This is a genomic window from Vibrio sp. 10N.222.49.A3, assembly GCF_041475145.1.
GTDB lineage: Bacteria > Pseudomonadota > Gammaproteobacteria > Enterobacterales > Vibrionaceae > Vibrio > Vibrio tasmaniensis_A.
Map to the genome: position 1 here is coordinate 1 of NZ_JBFRVM010000107.1, position 21,285 is coordinate 21,285.

Below are 21,285 nucleotides of genomic sequence, written 5' to 3' on the forward strand. Positions count from 1 at the left end.
AGAGCTAATTATGCGTTTTGTTACGCACTAACATAAAATAATTCACGACAAAAATCACCTCGCTCATTTCGTTATATCCCGCTTTATTTCGGGTAATTTCGGATCAATTAACGTTTTAAGTTAAAAATACATGGTGTTTTAAGTTCCGCTCGGCGCTGTCAGCTACTTCCCTCCTTGCCGTGATTAAAACGCTTTGATACCGAACGAAATTTAACCGTGAAAGGTCAATGCGCCCTAGTCATATAGATTTTATCGATGAGTTTGCGCAAACGTTAACTAATCAGTCACGAATCCTCATTGTGGGTAAGGATTTTTGTTGCGGTCATCTTTTTGCTATATATAATGTTCTAAAGCAAAATATTTTGATAAATGTCAAAAAAAATTGAGAGCGAGTGATAAAACTTGCCCATAATTTGTGCTCTGCCTCTCAGGTAGGCACCTTTTTCATCCACGTGAGCAAAGTGACAAACCAATGTTTGTTGCTTGTAATCCCTCTAACTACTCAGTGAGCTGTTGTTACTTATTATCACAGTCATCAAATAAGCCGCAGCCTTTGGAATTAAGGCCGAGTAGATACATAGAATTTATCGGTTGGAGTAATCGAGCCGAACCCCATTTATTCATTTTGTAGAGGATTGTCATTGTGACAAAAATTATCGTAGTAGGCGGCGGTGCTGGTGGTTTAGAACTAGCAACTAAGCTAGGCCGCACTTTAGGTCGTAAGAAACGTGCCCAGATTACTCTGGTAGACCGTAAAGCAAGCCACCTATGGAAACCATTGCTTCATGAAGTAGCCACTGGCTCACTGGATGAAGGTGTTGATGCGCTAAGCTACCGCGCACACGCAAAAAACCATTGCTTTGATTTCCAAATGGGCAGCCTGAATGATATCGATCGTGAACGTAAAGTGATTGCGTTGAGCGAGTTGACTGATGAGCACGGTGAGTTACTGATGCCAAGCCGTGAACTTGAATACGACATTCTTGTGATGGCGTTAGGTTCAACGTCAAACGACTTCAATACCCCAGGTGTTCGTGACAACTGTATTTTCCTTGATAGCCCAGAGCAAGCACACCGTTTCCGTACAGAAATGAATAACCAGTTCTTAAAGCTGCACGCTAAGAATGGTCAAGGTACGGTAGACATTGCGATTGTTGGTGCGGGTGCTACTGGTGTTGAACTGTCTGCTGAGCTGCATAACGCTGTGAAAGAGCTTCGTACATACGGTTTTGGCGACCTAGATTCAAGCAAGCTGAACGTTAACCTTGTTGAAGCGGGTGAGCGTATTCTTCCAGCTCTACCTCCTCGTATTTCCAGCGCAGCACATTCTGAGCTAACTAAGCTTGGCGTCAACGTGCGTACAACGACAATGGTTACACAAGCTGATGCTGACGGTCTAACGACCAAAGATGGTGAGAAGATCCCAGCACAGATCATGGTATGGGCTGCTGGTATTAAAGCGCCAGATTTCATGAAAGATATCGGTGGTCTTGAGACGAACCGTATCAACCAGTTGGTTGTCAAAAACACGCTGCAAACTACGCTTGATGACAACATCTTTGCTATCGGTGATTTGGCGCAATGTACACAAGCGGATGGTTCGTTTGTTCCACCACGTGCGCAAGCGGCTCACCAAATGGCAAGCTGCGCATTTAGCAACATCATTGCTAAGCTGAACGGTCGTGACCTGAAAGACTACATCTACAAAGATAAAGGCTCACTGGTTTCACTAAGCCGTTTTTCTACAGTAGGTAGCTTGATGGGTAACCTGACTAAAGGTTCGATGATGGTTGAGGGACGTATTGCTCGTGTGGTTTACATCTCTTTGTACCGAATGCACCAGATGGCACTTCACGGCTTAATCAAAACATCACTGATGATGTTGGTGGGTCGTATTAACCGTGTCCTTCGTCCAAACCTAAAGCTTCACTAATCAGGTAAGCCTTCTAAGGTCATTACGCTGATAATAAAAAAGAGCTCTTCGGAGCTCTTTTTCGATCGTGTCGAGTACGTGTTATTTCGGATTGTTACTCTATTAAGCGATTAAGATAATGGAGGTAACACAGAATAAACCACGCCATCTTTCGGTTTACCGTTAAAGATAAAGCGATTCTTTGCAATGGCTTCACGTTCAGCGCCACATTTCTCGATCAGCTTTTGGCTGGGTAGGTTCTCTGTATCGCAGACAATCTCCAAACGCGTCAACTTGAGCATTGCGAAGCAAAATTCAAATAGGGCAAGCATTGCTTCTTTCGCTATCCCTTTTCTCTGAAATTGATCACCCACCCAATAACCTAAACTTGCCATATTAAAGGTGTGGTAAAGCTCATTTATGGCCACCATGCCGACTAACTTTTCGCTTTTTCGTTCGAAGATACCAAAGCCAAACGCATCGGCTTTAACCCAGTTTAAGCGAGTCGCAAGAATGAATCTCTCGGCCTCGACGGTCGAAAACTCGTCGTGGCACCAGTCGAGCCATGGCAATAAACTCGGGGAGGATTTAACCAGCTGCGAAAACTCTTGAGCGTCTGAGGCTTCAATGATTTTTAGGTTGAGGTGTTGAGTATTTATCTGAAAGTCAGGGCTCATAAGAAATACCGAATTACATGTAAGTACTGAACAAAGGATTCAGTGCAGAATAAAGATAGATAGCACTTAATAAAACGCCCTCACTAGGAGGGCGGATTGAATTATTTATATAATTATAGCCGAATCGGCAAGTAACTTACTGCGCTACACGTCGAACTTGAATCACCATGCCTAGAAGCGGGTGATCAAGGTAGTGAGTCTCAGTACTGCGCATACGACGTTTTTGGTCCATGCGGTAGCTCTTAAGGAACTCTTCCACTTCAACCGTCGGAGAGATTTCAGTGAGGTTGCCCACTTGAACATTGCTTTCGGCGCCACTTACTGGTGAATCTAGCTCGATTTGTTGCTCTTGAAGAGTCACTTCACGAACGCTCGGCGCTTTTAAATCCAATGTTGTTTCAGCGTAGAGGTAATGCTGAACGTAGATTTGCAGCTTGCCGTCTAACTCGTAAAGCGGCTTATCGATAGTCTCTTCTTGAAAACCATCAGTATTTACTGCTGTTACTACACCTTTCTCAGAACCGTCGGCATTAAACTGTTTGGAGAAGTCTTTACCGGCTTGAACATGGAAAACCGGTGCCGAGCTTTTGCCTTGGTCGCCTTGACGCCAAGCGGTATGCATCAGAACTTCAAAGCCTGCGTGTTTGCGTAGCTTGTCTTTCTGAGGTGTTAACTTGTATTCCGAGTAAGGCAGCATCTGCACGCCTTTCTTCGCTCGGTATTGGGTATCTTGAAATGAACCTACGCGCTCAAGTGAAATCTGAGGCTGTGTGTTTGGCCAAGATTCATTCACTTTTTCTGCATCAACAGCACGCTTAAAAATGATCACTTCTATATCAAATTGTCTCTGCGCCAAACTTGGCAGTGAGACGAACAATAGTAGCAGTGGGATCAGTCTTTTCATTTTTACTCCGTCTTCCAGCCGAACTACCGGCTGGATAATTTATATGTGCAAGTGGATTGGGTCTTATGCCGAAGGAAGCAAGTTCTGTCTGAATTCGCCCAATAAATCACTAACAAATTGAATTCGTTTCCGTCTGTCGACCAATGGTATCGTAAACTTGAACTTTGTTGGTCCTTCCATTGAAAACTTTTGCGGTTGAGATTGCAACAGTTTAACAAGGTAGGTCGGGTTTATGTCAGCATCCGGGTAGAATTCTAAGAATCCACCTTTATCATGAGCCTCAATTTTCTTCGCTTTGATAGACGCCGCGGCTAATTTTAGCTCTGAAACTGACAACAAGTTCTTGGTAGCATCCGGCAGAAGGCCGAAGCGATCAATCAGCTCGACTTTCAACTCTGCCAATTCGTCGGTGTCACTCACACTCGCAATACGCTTATAAGTAGACAAACGTGTATTGATGTCTGGGATGTAGTCATCAGGCAATAGCGCAGGCAGGCGCATCTCAATTTCAGTTTGTTCACGCAGTAGGTCATCAAGCGATGGCTCTCGCCCCTCTTTCAATGCTTCAACTGCTTGTTCAAGCATCTCCATGTACAAGGTGAAACCAACCGATTGGATTTGACCACTCTGTTCATCACCTAACAGCTCACCCGCGCCACGAATCTCTAAGTCATGGGTTGCTAGTGTAAAGCCTGCACCTAAGTCTTCAAGTGAAGCTATGGCATCTAATCGCTTAACCGCATCTTTGGTCATTGCTTTCGGAGGAGGTGTTAGCAGATAGGCATAGGCTTGGTGGTGAGATCGACCCACACGCCCACGCAATTGGTGCAACTGTGCTAAACCAAGGTTATCGGCTCTGTCCATTAAGATGGTATTGGCTGTTGGTACGTCGATACCGGTTTCGATGATGGTTGTACACACTAGCAAGTTAAAACGCTGGTGGTAGAAGTCATTCATGATGCGTTCTAGTTCGCGCTCTCGCATCTGGCCATGAGCCACGGTGACACGCGCTTCTGGAATCAGTTTCTGTAGTGACTCAGCCGTCTTTTCAATCGTGTCGACTTGGTTGTGTAAGAAGTAAACTTGACCACCACGCATGATTTCACGAAGTACCGCTTCTCTGACGATCGCGTCATCACTCTCACGGACAAAGGTCTTTATTGCTAAGCGTCGTGCTGGTGGTGTTGCGATGATTGACAAGTCACGCATGCCGCTCATTGCCATGTTCAATGTACGTGGAATTGGCGTCGCGGTGAGCGTTAGGATATCGACATCCGCACGCATTGCTTTCACTTTTTCTTTCTGACGCACACCAAAGCGGTGCTCTTCATCGACAACCAACAGGCCAAGGTCTTTAAACTGAAGGTCACTTGAAAGTAACTTGTGAGTACCCACTAAGATGTCGACCTTACCGTCGGCGACATCTTGCATGATCGATTTCTGTTCTTTGGCTGATTTGAATCGAGACAGAACCTCAACACGAATCGGCAAGTTGGCGAAACGGTCGCGGAAGTTTTCAAAGTGTTGCTGAGCAAGTAACGTTGTCGGTACTAACACGGCCACTTGTTTGCTGTTATCGGTACACACGAACGCGGCACGCATTGCGACTTCTGTTTTACCAAAACCAACATCACCACACACTAAGCGGTCCATGGCTTTTGCTTGGCACATATCAGACATTACCGCATTAATTGCCATCGCTTGGTCATCGGTTTCTTCAAACGGGAAGCCAGATTTGAAGGTTGCGTACTGACCACGATCGAGCACAAATTTGTAACCCGGCTTAAGCTCACGCTTGGCGTAAACATCGAGCAGTTCGGCTGCGACGTCACGGACTTTCTCTGCGGCGCGCTTACGAGCTTTCTGCCATGCTTCACCGCCAAGTTTATGTAGCGGTGCAGAATCTTCAGCACCACCAGAGTAGCGGCCAATTAAGTTCAGAGATGCAACTGGTACGTAGAGCTTGGCATCGTGTTGATACTCAAGTGTTACGTATTCGGTTTTCATACCACCCGCTTCTAGGGTCTGCAGGCCTATGTAGCGACCAATACCGTGGTCAATGTGAACAACCGGTTGGCCCGGTTTAAGTTCCGCTAAGTGACGGATTACGGTGTCGCTGTTTACGCTTTTTTTGTCTTTTTTACGACGCTGAATAACGCGATCACCCAATAGATCACTTTCACAGATAAGGGCGATGTTTTGCTCTTCGTGGATAAAGCCATGCTCAGCAGAACCTAGGATCAGGGTGAACTTATCTTTACCTTTAATTGCCGCGTCGAGGTTTTCAACTTCGCTTGGACGAACTTTGATGCCTCGAAGCAATTCACTTAGAGCTTCACGGCGGCCTTCAGACTCAACCGAAAAGACCACTTTTCCGTCGAAGGCTTCAGTGAACTTTCTTAAGTTAGACAACGGTTCTTTATTCTGATGTTGAACGCTGAGATCTGGTAGAGACGTAACTGGAAGGTTGGTACGCCCAGCTTTTTCTTCAATTGAATCTAAGCTCAGATTGACCTGTGGCTTTTGTTTGAAGTGTGCGAACAGTTCGTCTTTCTTTAACCACAGTTGTTCAGGTGTGAGCAGCGGTCGTAATGGATCAACACCGCGTTGTTCGTATCGATGAGAAACGTCGGTTAGGAACGAATCTACTGCGGTCTCGACATCACCTAGAACGAGGATTTGCGCTTCATCTGCAACATAATCAAACAAGGTTTCGGTGTGCTCGAAGAACAGCGGTTGCCAATACTCAATACCAGCAGGCCACGTGCCTTTAGAAACCTGCATATAAACCGATTCTGGTTCACGGCGCGCATCAAACTGTTGGCGCCAACGAATACGGAAATCTTCAATCGCTGTTTCCGAGGTTGGGAATTCGTGAGCAGGCAGCAGTCGAATCTCAGAGATGTCTTCGATAGAGCGCTGGTTTTCAGGATCGAAAGTACGGATCGTGTCGATCTCGTCATCGAAGAAGTCGATACGATACGGGTCTTTGCTGCCCATTGGGAACAGGTCGAGAATAGAACCACGGCTAGCGTATTCACCCGGGCCAAACACTTGGTCAACATAGCGATAGCCCGACTTTTCGAGTTGCAGACGTAATTTCTCTAGTGAATAGAGATCGCCTGTTTTCACCATTAACGTGTGTTGTAGTAAGAAGTCGCGCGGTGACTGGCGTTGCAATAACGTGCTGATCGGAACGATCGTGATGCCATCTTTTAGCGTTGGCAGTGCGTAAAGGCGTGCTATACGATCTGAGATGATCTCTTGGTGCGGCGAGAAGCTATCGTATGGCAGCGTCTCCCAGTCAGGAAACAACGCAACTTCATGTGCCGTAAACTGTTCAATTTCAGATTGAAGCTTGAGTGCGATCTGAGGATCAGGCACTGCAAGTAAAGTGTGGCTGTTATGCTGCTCCGCTAGTTTAGCGATAGTAAGCGCGAGAGATGAACCAACTAGGTTGCCGATGTGCTTTTTGTCACCGGCACCTTTGAGCTTAGGTAGTGTGAAAATGGATTGTTTTGTCATGTCTATTTACTTGTTATCTCGTTCTAGAGAGCGTTGACGTAAGAGCTTTTGTTGTTGATGGAGCGCAGCCTTGATCAACAAGTCTTGGTCAGTATCACGAAGATGAGCATATTTGAATTTGATTTCGAAGCCTGAATCTTTAGGTTCGCTAGCGAAGACCTCCGCGTAGCAATAGATAGCGGCGGCAGGGTGCTCGATAAAGAGCTTGGCTTTAACTAAGCGACCCGCTTCGATATCTGTTTTGGAAAAACACGAGAACTGACTCGCGCCAAATGAATACGTATGGGTGCGAAATTGTTCATCATCTTGTTGCGATAACATAAAGCTCAACAAGAGGTTTAATTTAGAGTTCTGTGCATCCAATAAACTGATGACATTCTTCAAGTCGCTGTTTTTCAGTTCGTTGCGAGCACTGTCGGCTAACAGGTCCAATTGGCTAAACTCACTTGCCACAACAAAAGGGGCAGGGATCTCCGATTCGAACTGAATCTGAGAAGGTAAAGCGAAGTTACTGTCCATTGGCTCAATATTAGCGGTAAGGCTGTGGTGAACGGTAAAAAACTCTTGTTCTGTCATGCGTTAGTTCCTTGAAGTGATCTATTGATTATCGCTATGTGGCCGCAGTAATCAAGGTCAGTTAATTGAAAGTCTCAAATAGTTGTTTGAAAGTCAGCTATTTGACAAGGTTCTGTTTTTCAAGCCTAACTAATTGAGTTAATTCACCCTATATTTTCAATTAACCCCTACACAGTAACGGCAATACCCGTTACATTAACCCGCATCTCCTTTAGATGGTTCAAAGTATGTTTCATCCTAGTTCATTGTTTGTTGGCCTGCGTTATTTGAAAGGCCGTTCAGGTGATCGCTTTAGCCGTTTTGTTTCTTATATGTCGACAGCCGGAATTACCATTGGTGTGCTGTCTCTGGTTACTGTTTTGTCGGTAATGAATGGATTCGAAGCGCAGTTAAAAGACCGAATTCTTGGTGTCCTTCCTCAAGCCGTCGTTTACGAGCAAGGAGGCACAACGTCACTTTCTGCTCAAGCACCTAGCTTTGCGGAGCAAATGTCGCTCAATGGCCACGTAGAACCTATTGTTCGCAGCGAAGCGGTGATCCAAAGTCCTGCTCAGTTATCTGCGGGCTTGTTAATCGGTATTGAGCCAAATTCAGATGACCCTCTTCAGAATCATTTAATTGCTGGCAGACTGTCTTCACTCAAAGCTGGTCAGTATCAGCTTTTCCTTGGTCATACCTTGGCAAGAAACTTGAAAGTGTCTATGGGCGACAAAGTTCGCTTAATGGTGACCAGTGCCAGCCAATACACGCCGTTAGGACGTATTCCAAGCCAGCGAAATTTTACCGTAGCTGGGATTTTTAACACGGGTTCGGATATCGATGCTCAATTGATGGTGACAGATATCAACGATGCTGGGCGTTTGATGCGCTATAAATCAGACACCATTTCAGGCTGGCGACTGTTTTTTGATGACCCATTTGAAGTGGCAGAACTATCAAACCAACCGCTACCGGAAGGTTGGGTGTGGAGCGATTGGCGAGACCAACGTGGCGAGCTATTCCAAGCCGTTCGAATGGAAAAAAACATGATGGGCTTGATGCTTGGGCTGATCATTGGTGTTGCTGCGTTTAATATTATTTCTGCGCTTATTATGGTGGTGATGGAGAAACAGTCCGAAGTCGCCATCTTAAAAACCCAAGGTATGCGTGATGGTCAAGTCATGGGGATCTTTATGGTTCAAGGTGCAAGCAGTGGTGTGATCGGCGCATTATCTGGTGGCATCCTGGGCGTGATTTTAGCTTCGAACCTCAATACTATTTTAGAGGCGATGGGTGTTGCTCTGTTTTCATTTGGTGGACAGTTGCCAATTTTAATTAACCCAATTCAAATCGCCGTTGTTGTGGTTCTGGCTATTGCACTTAGCTTGATTGCCACTGTCTTCCCTTCTTATCGTGCATCGTCTGTGAAACCTGCTGAGGCCCTTCGTTATGAGTAATTTTCTTCAATGTAATGATATCCGTAAAACGTACCGTGAAGGCTCGTTAGATACTGAGGTTCTCAAGGGCGTCAGCTTCGAAATAGAAAAGGGTGAGCTAGTCGCAATCATTGGTACATCCGGTTCAGGTAAAAGTACGCTATTGCATATTTTAGGGGCGTTGGATGATGCGTCTGATGGTAGTGTCAGCTTTCTCGGACAAGACTTAGCGTCTTTGAGTTCGAATAAGCAGGCCAAGCTTCGCAACCAGCATCTTGGCTTTGTTTATCAATTCCATCATCTTCTTTCTGATTTCTCAGCGTTAGAAAACGTAGCAATGCCGTTGTTGATAGGTGGAGAGAAGCCAGCGAAAGCTAAACAAGAAGCACAGTTGCTACTTGATAAAGTGGGGCTAAGTCATCGTGTTGACCACCGACCTTCAGAACTTTCAGGTGGTGAGAGGCAACGAGTGGCAATTGCTCGTGCATTGGTGAACAAGCCTGCGCTAGTGTTGGCGGATGAGCCGACTGGTAACCTAGACCACAACACAGCACTTTCTATTTACGACTTAATGCGCGAACTGAACCGTGAGTACGATACTGCCTTTTTGGTTGTGACTCACGATGGTGAACTTGCCGGTAAGATGGATCGCCAACTTCACATGCAAGATGGTTTACTGGTCAACGTAGAAAAAGAGGAGAGCTAAGTGTTTTCTTCTTTATCTCTATTGATAGGCGGCCGATTTAGCCGGGCGAAACAACGAGACAAAATGGTGTCGTTCATCTCTCTGTCTTCGACGATCGGTATTGCTGTCGGTGTCGCGGTAATCATCATTGGTTTGTCGGCCATGAATGGTTTCGAGCGTGAGCTTCAATCACGAGTACTTTCTGTCATTCCTCACGGTGAGTTTGAGGGCGTGAATAAACCAGTAACTCGCTGGGAGCATGTGATTGAGGAGTCGGTAAAGCACGATAAAGTCGTTGCTGCAGCCCCTTATGTGAAAATTACCGCGCTTGCCGAAAAAGGCAAAGAGTTGAAAGCAATTGAAGTTCGCGGTGTTGACCCACAACTTGAGCAACAAGTCTCAAGCCTATCGAGTTTTATCGATAAGCAAGCCTGGAGCGATTTTAAAGCAGGGCAACAACAGATTATCTTGGGCTCTGGTGTGGCTAATGTACTCGGCGCGAAAGTCGGTGATTACCTGACTCTGATGATCCCGACGGTGAATGGGTCGGTTAAGGTTCAAGCACCTAAACGTGTTCGAGTGAAAGTGGTTGGCTTACTGACGCTTAATGGCCAGATCGACCACAGCTTGGCGCTAATCCCGATTGGCGATGCTCAAGTTTATGCAAACCTAGGCGAGGCAGTAACCGGAGTTTCTTTAAAAGTGACCGATGTTCTGAACGCGAACTCTATTGTGCGTGAGGTGGGTAACCAGCTTGATGTGTATGTGTATCTACGAAGCTGGCAACAGAAGTTTGGCTTCTTGTATCGAGATATTCAGTTGGTTCGCACCATTATGTATCTGGTGATGGTACTGGTTATTGGTGTTGCTTGTTTCAATATTGTCTCGACATTAATGATGGCAGTAAAAGACAGAGCATCAGAGATCGCGATTTTAAGAACCATGGGCGCATCGGACGGCCTTGTGAAACGCATTTTCGTTTGGCAGGGCGTATTCTCCGGTGTGTTAGGTAGTTTGGTGGGCAGTGTAATAGGCGTGTTAGTGGCGCTTAATCTCACGACACTTATCAAAGGGCTTGAAAGGCTAGTTGATCACCAGTTCTTGTCCGGTGACATCTATTTTGTCGACTTTTTGCCATCACAACTCGATATGACGGATGTTGTTGTGGTTTCAGGTACAGCGATTGTATTGAGCCTATTGGCGACATGGTACCCAGCATCACGAGCAGCCAAGTTAAACCCTGCCTCGGTGCTTAGCTCGAAGTAATGCGCTTAGTAATACTTCATGTAGCATGATAGACAAATGGCATACACAAAAAAGGATCCCTGATGGGATCCTTTTTTTTGAATTCAATCTGCATTCTTTACGACTGTGGTTACATCCCAATATTGCAGAGTTCTGTGGTCCATCTGACTTTAACTTGTGTGCGGTTTAAGTGAAGCGCATACAAAGATAGATTGAACGACAAGGAAAAGTTGTCAGTACCTTGCTTGACGCTTCTTCCAACTTCTTACTACTGAGTAACGCCATAACCCACGAATACCAAAGTAGCCAATCATTGCTGAAACCACGCCACAAATCAGGCAACCCAGTAAGAAAGGAGGCCCGATCGTATTCATTTGCGCCAAGATGAAGTCCCAAGACAATTCGAAATGGAAGGCTTGAGGTGGTACATGCATAACAAACGCCCCAACTTTATAAGCAAAGTAGAAGAGAACGGGCATAGTGACCGGGTTACTGATCCAAACAAGTGCGACAGCCAAAGGTAGGTTAACGCCACATGCGACAGCAAGGCCTGCAGACATAATCATTTGGCTTGGTAGAGGGACAAACGCCATGAATAACCCAACAGCGAATGCGCCAGCCGCAGAGCGACGATTAAGGCACCATAAGTTGGGGTTGTACAAAACATTGCCAAAAACTTTCAATGCTTTCTGACGCTTGATTAGCTCATGGTCAGGCATAAATCGTTTGATAAACTTTCTTGGCATAGGAGGAAGCTACTCTCTTGTTTAACACTTGGTTCTTGATTTCATTTGCTGCGACAGTTGTGTCTGCCAGCTTCTGGCCTGTGATGCCTCATTGGGTTTGGGCACCATTGATGCTGTTGTTACTACTAGCATCAACAAAGTATAGCGTTTTCCGGAGTGCAAGAGGTCTAGCAACAGCATTGATACTAGTTATCTGCCTAGGGAATGTAATTGAAATACAAACGAGTCGCTTATTTCAATCAGGGCAGAATACTACCATAAATGCTTCGGTTGTTAGCCTTTTTAGTGAAAATAGCCACGGTTTTGAAAGCGTAATAGTAGCTAGATCAATTGGCGGCGAAAAATTAATCTTTCCTCAATTGATAAAATTACGTTTGTTTACTCCTTTTAAGTTAACACTCGGAGATGATGTCAATTTATCTGTGTATATAAAGCCTGTATGGGGCAAGCTCAATGAAGCTGGCTTTGATTTAGAAAAGTATCTATTTAGTGCAGGTGTGGTTGCCAATGCAATTTACAGATCTGGTACAAAGTATCGCATTCATACCAATAGCAACTTACGGTCCTATTGGTTTGAAAACAGTCTTGAAAGGTTAAGTCAACTGGCAAATCAAGACCTCATTATGGCTTTGAGTTTTGGTTATCGAGACCTTATTCACTCTCAGCGTTGGGACTTACTTAAAAGCAGTGGTTTGATTCACTTGATGGCTATTTCGGGGCTGCATATTGGGATTGCCTTTGCTATCGGCTATCAAGTAGGAAAGGTATTCAGGTTACTATCATCTTCACTTCTTTGGTTGCCCACAATATTCGGAGTCGGCTTAGCCTATTTCTACAGTTGGTTTGCTGGGTTCACGCTGCCCACCTTGAGAGCTTTGGTGATGTGTATTATCGCCAGCTATTTCTTGTGGCGTGGGCAAAATATCAGTTTGTTTCGGTATGTCGCCTTAAGTTTGTGCGTGGTTCTGCTAATTTGGCCATTTTCAGCATTATCGAGTAGCTTCTGGTTGTCTTTTGGTGCGTTAGGTGCCGTTCTTTACATTGCGTTAAATAGTCAGTCATCCGATTCAAACTCAACATTTATCGACCGAGCACTGCAGCTCTTCAAGATTCAGTTAATGCTGACATTCCTGATTGCTCCCTTTTCGATGCTGTTCTTTAATGGGGTCAGCTTAGTCTCTGTTTTCTACAACTTGCTCCTTTTACCTTGGGTGTCGATGGTGGTTATTCCACTATTGTTCCTGGCAATGTTCTTTAGCTTAATATTGGCGCCAGTATCAGGTGGCGTTGGCTTAACTACATTCAACAATGGTTTGTCTGAACAATTATGGATGTTGGTCGACTTATCGCTTGAGCCTCTCGTATTTAGTCTTCCTTTCTCTGAACGATTTTGGTTTCAAGTGGATAATCACACGATTGAGTTGTCTGTATTCCTCATCTTGTTTTTCGGTTTTGTCAGTCGATATTTCAAGCGAGCACTATCTATATTGATTATTACCGTGTTTGTACTGTGGTGGGAGTTCGGCAAGCCTCAACAAGACAAACTAACTATCGATATCTTGGATGTTGGTCACGGGTTGTCTTTGCTCTTAGAAAAGAACAATCAGATTGTTGTTTACGATCTTGGTAACGCATGGCCAGGAGGTTCCATTGTCGAATCCTTACTTATTCCTACTTTGAATCAGAGGGGAATTCATGAGTTGGAGGGTGTAATAGTGAGTCATTTCGATTCTGACCACGCTGGTGGCTATCCGGCGTTACTTGAAAATTACAACCCTAAGTGGGTAAGAGCCAGTCAGAATATCAGTCAACAAGGACAATCTACGATTCAAGAATCGTCAAATATTCAAGCATGTATTTTAGGAGAAGTATGGACTTGGCAAGGGGTTGCTTTTGAGGTCTTGTGGCCTCCCAAACAAGTGAAGAGGGCGTATAACCCACATTCGTGCGTGGTCAGGCTTTTTGACCCCGATCTAGAGTTCTCGATGTTACTTACTGGTGATATTGAATTGGTCAGTGAGTGGTTACTTGCACGCGAAGGCGAACGGCTTCGAAGTGACGTAATGCTTGTTCCTCATCATGGTAGCAATACGTCTTCGATCGCCAGTTTTATTGAGGCCGTTTCACCTCAGTTAGCGATCGCTTCTTTGGCCAAAGGCAATCAATGGGGGATGCCGAGTGAATCCGTTATTGAACGTTATAACGACGCAGGGAGTGCTTGGCTTGATACTGGAGAAAGCGGCCAAATAACCATCAGTATTGGTCAAGAAGGTTGGCAATATCATGAGATTAGAGAACAACAAGGCAGACAGTGGTATAGGCAGATGCTTCGTAAGGGAGTAGAATAGGAAGATTATTGTGAGAAAATTAAGCGATTCTATGTCAACACAAACAGATGAAACTACCTGGGTCACATTTAAAAGACTTTGGACTTATATTCGACTATATAAAGCCGGCCTTGGTGTTGCGGTTATTGCGCTTATTATAAATGCTGTCACTGATACCTACATGATTTCCTTACTAAAGCCGTTACTCGATGAAGGCTTTGGTAATGCAGAATCTGACTTTTTACGTACGCTCCCTCTCATTATCTTTGTCATGATGTTCGTTCGTGGCATCAGTGGCTTTGTTTCAACTTATTGTTTGAGCTGGGTTTCAGGCAATGTGGTCATGGAAATTCGACGTAAAATATTCAGCCATTTTATGCATATGCCAGTTTCTTTTTTTGATAAAGAACAGACTGGTGCGCTGCTATCTCGAATTACTTACGATTCAGAGCAAGTCTCTGCGGCAACCAGTAAAGCATTAGTCAGTATTGTCCGTGAAGGTGCAAGTATTATTGGCCTGTTGACGCTGATGTTCTGGAATAGTTGGCAGTTGTCTTTGGTGTTGTTCGCTGTCGCCCCTCTTGTCGCGTGGGCAATCAGTATCGTATCGAAGCGATTCAGAAAGATCTCTAAGAACATGCAAACCAGTATGGGTCACGTCGCTTCTTCTGCAGAACAAATGCTGAAAGGACATAAAGTCGTTCTAACGTATGGCGGACAAGATCTAGAAAAACACCGCTTTGACCAAGTTAGTAACCAAATGCGCCAACAAAGCATGAAGCTAATCACTGCTCAAGCGGCCGCTAACCCAATTATTCAGATGATTGCATCACTTGCAATCGTAGTTGTTCTATTTCTTGCTAGTGTTGATTCAATTAAAGCAGAGCTTACTCCTGGTACGTTCACTGTTGTGTTCTCGGCGATGTTTGGTTTACTACGCCCACTAAAAGCTCTGACTAACGTAACGTCTGAATTCCAACGTGGTATGGCAGCGAGTACGACCCTATTTGGTTTGATGGATCTAGATACGGAACAAAATAAAGGTACGTTGAAGCCTGAAACCGTAGCGGGTGAAGTCGAAGTAAAAGATGTGACATTTACTTACCAAGGAGCAGAGAAAGCAGCGCTTGATAAGGTCAGTTTTAATATACCGAAAGGCAAGACAGTCGCACTTGTCGGCCGTTCAGGTTCGGGTAAGAGTACCATTGCGAACCTGTTTACTCGCTTTTATGACGTAGACTCTGGCTCTATTGAGCTTGATGGTCACGACATTCGTGATTATGAATTAAGAAATCTACGTGAGCACTTCGCTCTTGTTTCCCAGAATGTGCACCTATTTAACGATACGGTTGCGAACAACATCGCTTACGCAGCTGAAGAACAGTATTCACGTGAACAGATCGAACACGCGGCTAAACTTGCGCATGCAAGCGAGTTTATCGAAGGCATGGAAAATGGCATCGATACGGTTGTTGGCGAAAATGGCGCGAGCCTGTCTGGCGGTCAAAGACAGCGTATCGCGATTGCACGTGCTCTATTGAGAGATGCACCTGTTCTGATCCTTGATGAGGCGACATCTGCATTGGATACCGAGTCAGAAAGAGCGATTCAATCTGCGTTAGAAGAGCTGCAGAAAGACAAAACAGTACTTGTTATCGCACACCGACTATCTACTATCGAGCAAGCTGATGAGATTCTAGTGGTTGATGATGGGCATATTGTAGAAAGAGGTGCACATGCCGAGCTCATCGCCCTTGATGGCGCTTATGCACAACTACACCGAATTCAGTTCAGCGGATAAGATTAGGTCTTGTTGTGATCGAAAAAATTTGGTTTAACAATCACCCATTAAAATACTTTCTCTGGCCGCTATTGTGGCCATTGAGTCTGCTGTTCAAAATGATCAGCGGTCAACGTCGTGATGCTTATCTATCGGGGAAAAAAGAGACCTATCGCCCGCCTTTACCCGTGATTGTTGTTGGTAATATTACCGCTGGCGGCAATGGCAAAACACCGGTTGTGATTTGGTTGGTAGAGATGCTTCAGGCTCACGGCTTTAAGCCAGGTGTTGTTTCTCGAGGTTATGGGGCGAAAGCACCAAACTATCCGTTAGTGTTGGATGAAAACACGCCAGCAGAGCACTCTGGTGATGAGCCTCGTTTGATTCGTAAGCGAACTGGTGCGCCTGTAGCGGTTGACCCTGTGCGCGCAAACGCAGTAAAGGCTTTGCTGAGCGAAGGGGTTAATGTCATCATCACTGACGACGGCCTACAGCATTATGCACTTGAACGCGATATTGAATTTGCTGTTATCGACGGTGCGAGACGCTTTGGTAGTGAGTGCCTAATTCCTTTGGGCCCATTAAGAGAGCCTATATCTCGTTTAGATGACGTAGACTTTTTGGTTAATAATGGCGGTAAAGCCCACGGGCGAGAGTTCTCGATGTCTTTGCTTCCAAGCCAAGCGGTTAACCTGAAGACGGGTCAGAAAAGGTCTGTGGCAGAATTACAGAAGCTGGTGGCTTTTGCTGGTATCGGTCACCCACCACGCTTTTTCAAAACATTGGAAAACCTTGATGGTGACGTGGTTTACACGCAGGGCTTCGCTGACCATCAAGATTTTGATAAAGATGAACTTCATGCCTTGGCAAAAAAAGGTATGAATATGATTATGACAGAAAAAGACGCTGTAAAATGCGAAGAATATGCGCAAGATAACTGGTGGTATCTTCCAGTTTCTGCGCAGTTTGATGAAGATTCGCAACAGCAAATTTTAAAAAGAATAAAAGAGGTTATGGAATACTATGGATCACCGTCTACTTGAGATCGTTGCTTGCCCTGTATGTAAAGGTAAACTAACTTTTGACAAGGATAAGCAAGAGCTTGTTTGTAAAATTGATCGCCTTGCTTACCCAATTAAAGAGGGTATTCCTGTTCTTTTGGAACCTGAAGCTCGCACCGTTTCAATGGATGAGGGTAAGTAATGTCTTATACGGTTGTTATACCTGCAAGATACCAATCGAGCCGTTTACCAGGGAAGCCACTTGCTGACATTGGTGGAAAGCCGATGATTCAATGGGTATACGAACAGTCAATGAAGGCGGGTGCCGATAACGTTATTATCGCTACCGACGACGCTCGAGTTGAAAAAGCGGCCAAAGCATTTGGCGCGACCGTTTGTATGACATCACCGAATCATGAATCAGGCACTGAGCGCCTCGCTGAAGTGATTGAAGTTATGAAGATTCCAGATGATCATATTATCGTGAATGTTCAAGGTGATGAGCCACTTATCCCACCTGCGATCATTAATCAGGTCGCGAACAACCTTGCGAACAGTACAGCTCCGATGGCAACACTCGGTGTGGAAATTACTCATGCTGACGAAGTGTTTAATCCTAACGCCGTAAAAGTTGTGACCGACAAAGATGGGTATGCCCTGTACTTTAGCCGAGCTACTATTCCTTGGGATCGCGATGCTTACGCGAACAATGGTACAGCTGCTGAATCTCCACTGCTTCGTCACATTGGCATTTACGCTTACCGTGCGGGTTTTATTAATACCTATATCAATTGGGAACCAAGTACCCTTGAGCGTATTGAGTGCCTAGAGCAGCTACGTGTACTTTGGTACGGTGAAAAAATCCATGTAGACGTTGCGGCAGAAGCACCTGCAGCTGGTGTTGATACGCCAGAAGACCTAGAAGCGGTTCGAGCTATTATTGGCTAAGCGTCTTTTAGCGACTACTTCTTTGCTCTACAAAAATGCAAAATCATGAGCCTTGCTTATCGCGAGGCTTTTTTATGCCTAAAGAGAAGCGGATGACAGCCTTATTTATCTAAGTTAACGGATATTGAGTTGGTTGCATGGGTTTCTGTAGCATCACCCCGGAATTATCTGAGATTTACCTCGCTCGACTTGCAAATTTTCTCTATAATATGCCGCCTATAAAGTAGTGGCGAATCGCTAGTACAGAATAAAACTTACGACAAAACGTGGAGTAAAAGATGCCTTCTCAAAGCCCAGTGATTACGGTTGATGGACCAAGTGGTGCAGGTAAAGGTACCCTGTGTATGTTACTAGCAGATAAGCTAGGCTTTCATCTTCTAGACTCAGGCGCGATCTATCGCGTATTGGCTTTAGCGGCAATTCACCATGGCGTGGATACTGAATCAGAAGATGCTTTAGTACCGCTTGCAACTCACTTAGATGTTCAGTTTATCGCTGAAGGTGAGCTAGTGAAGGTTATCTTAGAAGGCGAAGATGTGTCTGGTGAACTTCGTAAAGAAGAGACGGGCATGGCGGCTTCAAAAGTCGCTGCTTTACCTCGCGTTCGTGAAGCACTGTTACGTCGTCAACGTGCTTTTAGCGCAGCTCCTGGTTTAGTTGCAGACGGTCGTGACATGGGAACCGTTGTATTTGTTGAAGCTGAAGCGAAAATATTTTTAGATGCAAGTGCTGAAGAGCGCGCGAGTCGTCGCCTTAAACAGTTGCAACAGAAGGGGTTAGATGTTAAATTTGACGACCTTTTGAGCGAGATCCAAGAGCGAGACGATCGAGATCGTAATCGCCCAGTGGCGCCACTTCGCCCTGCAGAGGATGCTCTAGTGCTTGATTCCACCTCAATGAATATTGAGCAGGTAGTCGAAAAAGCACTACACTATATTGAATCGAAACTGGCTGGGTAATTTCGCCGAGCTAGTACGAACGTTGGTCGCAAGGATGATGACCGGCGAATTTATCAACCCCATGCGGTAGGATACCCATGGACGTTTAATTATTGAAGATTAAATAATGACTGAATCTTTTGCTCAACTCTTTGAAGAGTTTCTATCTGAAACTGAATTCCAACAAGGCAGCATCGTTAAAGGTACTGTAGTAGCTATCGAGAACGGTTACGTTCTTGTAGACGCTGGTCTTAAGTCTGAATCTGCTATCCCTGCTGAACAATTCAAGAACGCTGCTGGCGAACTTGAAGTTGAAGTTGGTGCTGAAGTAGACGTAGCTCTAGACGCTGTTGAAGATGGTTTCGGTGAAACTCAACTTTCTCGTGAGAAAGCTAAGCGTCACGAAGCTTGGATCGTACTTGAGAAAGCTTGTGAAGAAGCTGAAACTGTTGTTGGTATCATCAACGGTAAAGTTAAAGGCGGTTTCACTGTTGAACTTAACGGTATCCGTGCTTTCCTTCCAGGTTCTCTAGTAGACGTACGTCCTATCCGTGACACTGCTCACCTAGAAAACAAAGAGCTAGAGTTCAAAGTAATCAAGCTAGACCAGAAGCGTAACAACGTTGTTGTTTCTCGTCGTGCTGTTATCGAATCTGAAAACAGTGTTGAGCGTGACGAACTTCTTGAAACTCTACAAGAAGGTACTGAAGTTAAAGGTATCGTTAAGAACCTTACTGACTACGGTGCATTCGTTGATCTTGGCGGTGTTGACGGTCTTCTACATATCACAGATATGGCTTGGAAGCGCGTTAAGCACCCATCAGAGATCGTTAACGTTGGTGACGAAATCCTAGTTAAAGTTCTTAAGTTCGATCGTGAGCGCACTCGTGTTTCACTAGGTCTTAAGCAACTAGGCGAAGATCCATGGGTAGCAATCGCTAAGCGTTACCCAGAAGGTCACAAGCTTTCTGGTCGTGTTACAAACCTAACTGACTACGGCTGCTTCGTTGAAATCGAAGAAGGCGTTGAAGGTCTAGTACACGTTTCTGAAATGGATTGGACTAACAAGAACATCCACCCTTCTAAAGTTGTTAATGTTGGCGACGAAGTTGAGGTTATGGTTCTTGATATCGACGAAGAACGTCGTCGTATCTCTCTAGGTCTGAAACAGTGTAAAGCTAACCCATGGCAGTCATTTGCAGAAATGCAAGCTAAGGGCGACAAAGTTACTGGTAAGATCAAGTCTATCACTGACTTTGGTATCTTCATCGGTCTAGAAGGCGGTATCGACGGTCTTGTACACCTATCTGACATTTCTTGGAACGCTGCCGGCGAAGAAGCTGTACGTGAATACAAGAAAGGCGACGAAATCTCTGCTGTTGTTCTAGCAGTAGATGCAGAGCGTGAGCGTATTTCTCTTGGCGTTAAGCAAATGGAAAACGACCCGTTCAACGCATACGTTGCTGACAACAAGAAAGGTGTTCTTGTAAACGGTACTGTAACTGCAGTTGACGCTAAAGGCGCTACTATCGAGCTAATCGAAGGCGTTGAAGGCTACCTACGTGCTTCTGAAGTTTCTCGTGACCGTATCGAAGATGCATCTCTAATCCTAAGCGTTGGCGACAGCGTTGAAGCGAAGTTCACTGGTGTAGACCGTAAGAACCGCGTAATCAACCTATCTATCAAAGCTAAAGATGAAGCTGATGAGCAAGAAGCAATGGCTTCACTGAACAAGTCTGATGAAGGCGCGTTCGGTAACGCAATGGCAGACGCATTCAAAGCTGCTAAAGGCGAATAATAGCTTCTCGTTAAGAGAATTATAGCTATCTAGCCAAGAAAGGAGCCGTAAGGCTCCTTTTTTTTTGCTTATTTTTCCTATAGGTCTATAATTTCTAAAAAGAAAACCAACGAGGGTAACTATGACTAAGTCTGAATTGATTGAAAGACTGTGCGCTGAGCAAACGCATCTTTCTGCAAAAGAAATTGAAGACGCTGTAAAAGACATTTTAGAGCACATGGCTTCAACACTAGAAAGTGGTGATCGAATCGAAATTCGCGGCTTTGGCAGCTTTTCTCTGCATTACCGTGAACCTCGTGTTGGACGTAATCCTAAAACTGGTGACAAGGTTGAGTTGGAAGGTAAATACGTTCCTCACTTCAAACCAGGTAAAGAGCTACGCGAACGAGTAAACTCAGGGTTGTAGGCTACTTATCGGAATTAAGAAAAGCGGCATACTATAATGTATGCCGCTTTTTTATGACCATAATATGGTGGTCTGATTAGTAATTTTCCTGCATAATCGTACAGCTAACTAATCAATGAGTGATGAACTATGAAAATTATAAAAATAGTCGCTGTTATCGCACTTTTCCTAATGGCACTGGCTTTAGGCTCTCAAAACCAAACAATTGTGAATTTCAATTATTTGCTAGCGCAAGGTGACTTCCACCTGTCAAGCTTGCTAGGTGTTGTATTCGTTTCAGGTTTTGCTCTTGCTTGGTTAGTCTTTGGAAATATGCACATGCGATCTCAACTAAAAATTCATCGCTTGAAGAAGCAACTCAATAAGCAATCAAAGCAGGTCGCTGCTGAAACTAAAGCTTAA

At 44.9% G+C, this 21,285-nt stretch carries 18 protein-coding genes; 13 read left to right on the forward strand and 5 right to left on the reverse strand.

The genetic code is table 11. From position 1 onward, the window contains the following. The first annotated feature begins 643 nt into the window (after positions 1-643). The gene (locus AB4589_RS17760; RefSeq protein WP_017096883.1) at positions 644-1,933 is read left to right on the forward strand and encodes an NAD(P)/FAD-dependent oxidoreductase; all 1,290 of its coding nucleotides are present in this window, start codon (positions 644-646) and stop codon (positions 1,931-1,933) included. Positions 1,934-2,043: 110 nt separating this feature from the next. Here AB4589_RS17760 and AB4589_RS17765 read toward each other — a convergent pair whose 3' ends face one another. The 4 genes from AB4589_RS17765 to AB4589_RS17780 form a co-directional block, all read right to left on the reverse strand. After that, positions 2,044-2,589, reverse strand: a complete 546-nt coding sequence (locus AB4589_RS17765) for a GNAT family N-acetyltransferase (RefSeq protein ID WP_012604406.1) — start codon at positions 2,587-2,589, stop codon at positions 2,044-2,046. Between the two features lie 136 nt (positions 2,590-2,725). Next, positions 2,726-3,493: a peptidoglycan binding protein CsiV gene (locus AB4589_RS17770; protein WP_017104111.1), complete on the reverse strand. Its 768-nt coding sequence runs from the start codon at positions 3,491-3,493 to the stop codon at positions 2,726-2,728. A 63-nt stretch (positions 3,494-3,556) separates the two neighbouring features. After that, entirely contained in the window at positions 3,557-7,018 is a 3,462-nt protein-coding gene (gene mfd / locus AB4589_RS17775; RefSeq protein WP_372101326.1) for a transcription-repair coupling factor, read from the reverse strand. Between the two features lie 6 nt (positions 7,019-7,024). After that, entirely contained in the window at positions 7,025-7,594 is a 570-nt protein-coding gene (locus AB4589_RS17780) for a hypothetical protein (protein ID WP_009847150.1), read from the reverse strand. A 227-nt stretch (positions 7,595-7,821) separates the two neighbouring features. Between AB4589_RS17780 and lolC the strand changes: the two genes are divergently transcribed. From lolC to lolE, 3 genes are read left to right on the forward strand one after another with little or no spacing between them, the layout of a single operon-like run. Further along, the gene (gene lolC / locus AB4589_RS17785; protein WP_372101328.1) at positions 7,822-9,030 is read left to right on the forward strand and encodes a lipoprotein-releasing ABC transporter permease subunit LolC; all 1,209 of its coding nucleotides are present in this window, start codon (positions 7,822-7,824) and stop codon (positions 9,028-9,030) included. After that, a complete protein-coding gene (gene lolD / locus AB4589_RS17790) occupies positions 9,023-9,715 on the forward strand; it encodes a lipoprotein-releasing ABC transporter ATP-binding protein LolD (RefSeq protein WP_009847148.1) in 693 nt (230 codons plus the stop codon). Before lolC ends, lolD begins: the two co-directional genes overlap by 8 nt. Further along, positions 9,716-10,960: a lipoprotein-releasing ABC transporter permease subunit LolE gene (gene lolE, locus AB4589_RS17795; RefSeq protein ID WP_065679610.1), complete on the forward strand. Its 1,245-nt coding sequence runs from the start codon at positions 9,716-9,718 to the stop codon at positions 10,958-10,960. Positions 10,961-11,172: 212 nt separating this feature from the next. On the opposite strand, the gene AB4589_RS17800 is transcribed toward lolE, so the two are convergent. After that, the gene (locus AB4589_RS17800; RefSeq protein ID WP_009847146.1) at positions 11,173-11,685 is read right to left on the reverse strand and encodes a DUF2062 domain-containing protein; all 513 of its coding nucleotides are present in this window, start codon (positions 11,683-11,685) and stop codon (positions 11,173-11,175) included. Between the two features lie 215 nt (positions 11,686-11,900). Here AB4589_RS17800 and AB4589_RS17805 point away from each other — a divergent pair, with 215 nt between their 5' ends. From AB4589_RS17805 to AB4589_RS17845, 9 genes are all read left to right on the forward strand, one after another. Continuing rightward, positions 11,901-14,033, forward strand: coding sequence for a DNA internalization-related competence protein ComEC/Rec2 (locus AB4589_RS17805; RefSeq protein ID WP_371709187.1), 2,133 nt, complete (start codon positions 11,901-11,903; stop codon positions 14,031-14,033). Between the two features lie 31 nt (positions 14,034-14,064). Beyond that, the gene (msbA, locus tag AB4589_RS17810) at positions 14,065-15,813 is read left to right on the forward strand and encodes a lipid A ABC transporter ATP-binding protein/permease MsbA (protein WP_009847143.1); all 1,749 of its coding nucleotides are present in this window, start codon (positions 14,065-14,067) and stop codon (positions 15,811-15,813) included. A 14-nt stretch (positions 15,814-15,827) separates the two neighbouring features. Continuing rightward, complete coding sequence (lpxK, locus tag AB4589_RS17815; RefSeq protein WP_017101615.1) at positions 15,828-16,835, forward strand: tetraacyldisaccharide 4'-kinase; 1,008 nt, start codon at positions 15,828-15,830, stop codon at positions 16,833-16,835. Beyond that, entirely contained in the window at positions 16,816-16,995 is a 180-nt protein-coding gene (locus AB4589_RS17820; protein ID WP_004736429.1) for a Trm112 family protein, read from the forward strand. Before lpxK ends, AB4589_RS17820 begins: the two co-directional genes overlap by 20 nt. Next, positions 16,995-17,741, forward strand: a complete 747-nt coding sequence (gene kdsB, locus AB4589_RS17825) for a 3-deoxy-manno-octulosonate cytidylyltransferase (protein ID WP_009847141.1) — start codon at positions 16,995-16,997, stop codon at positions 17,739-17,741. The genes AB4589_RS17820 and kdsB overlap by 1 nt, the downstream gene beginning before the upstream one ends. Positions 17,742-18,019: 278 nt before the next feature. Beyond that, positions 18,020-18,700, forward strand: a complete 681-nt coding sequence (cmk, locus tag AB4589_RS17830; RefSeq protein ID WP_009847140.1) for a (d)CMP kinase — start codon at positions 18,020-18,022, stop codon at positions 18,698-18,700. A 106-nt stretch (positions 18,701-18,806) separates the two neighbouring features. Next, positions 18,807-20,477, forward strand: coding sequence for a 30S ribosomal protein S1 (rpsA, locus tag AB4589_RS17835; RefSeq protein ID WP_012604398.1), 1,671 nt, complete (start codon positions 18,807-18,809; stop codon positions 20,475-20,477). Between the two features lie 121 nt (positions 20,478-20,598). Continuing rightward, entirely contained in the window at positions 20,599-20,883 is a 285-nt protein-coding gene (ihfB, locus tag AB4589_RS17840; protein WP_010439923.1) for an integration host factor subunit beta, read from the forward strand. 129 nt (positions 20,884-21,012) lie between these two features. Further along, positions 21,013-21,285, forward strand: a complete 273-nt coding sequence (locus AB4589_RS17845; RefSeq protein WP_012604397.1) for a LapA family protein — start codon at positions 21,013-21,015, stop codon at positions 21,283-21,285.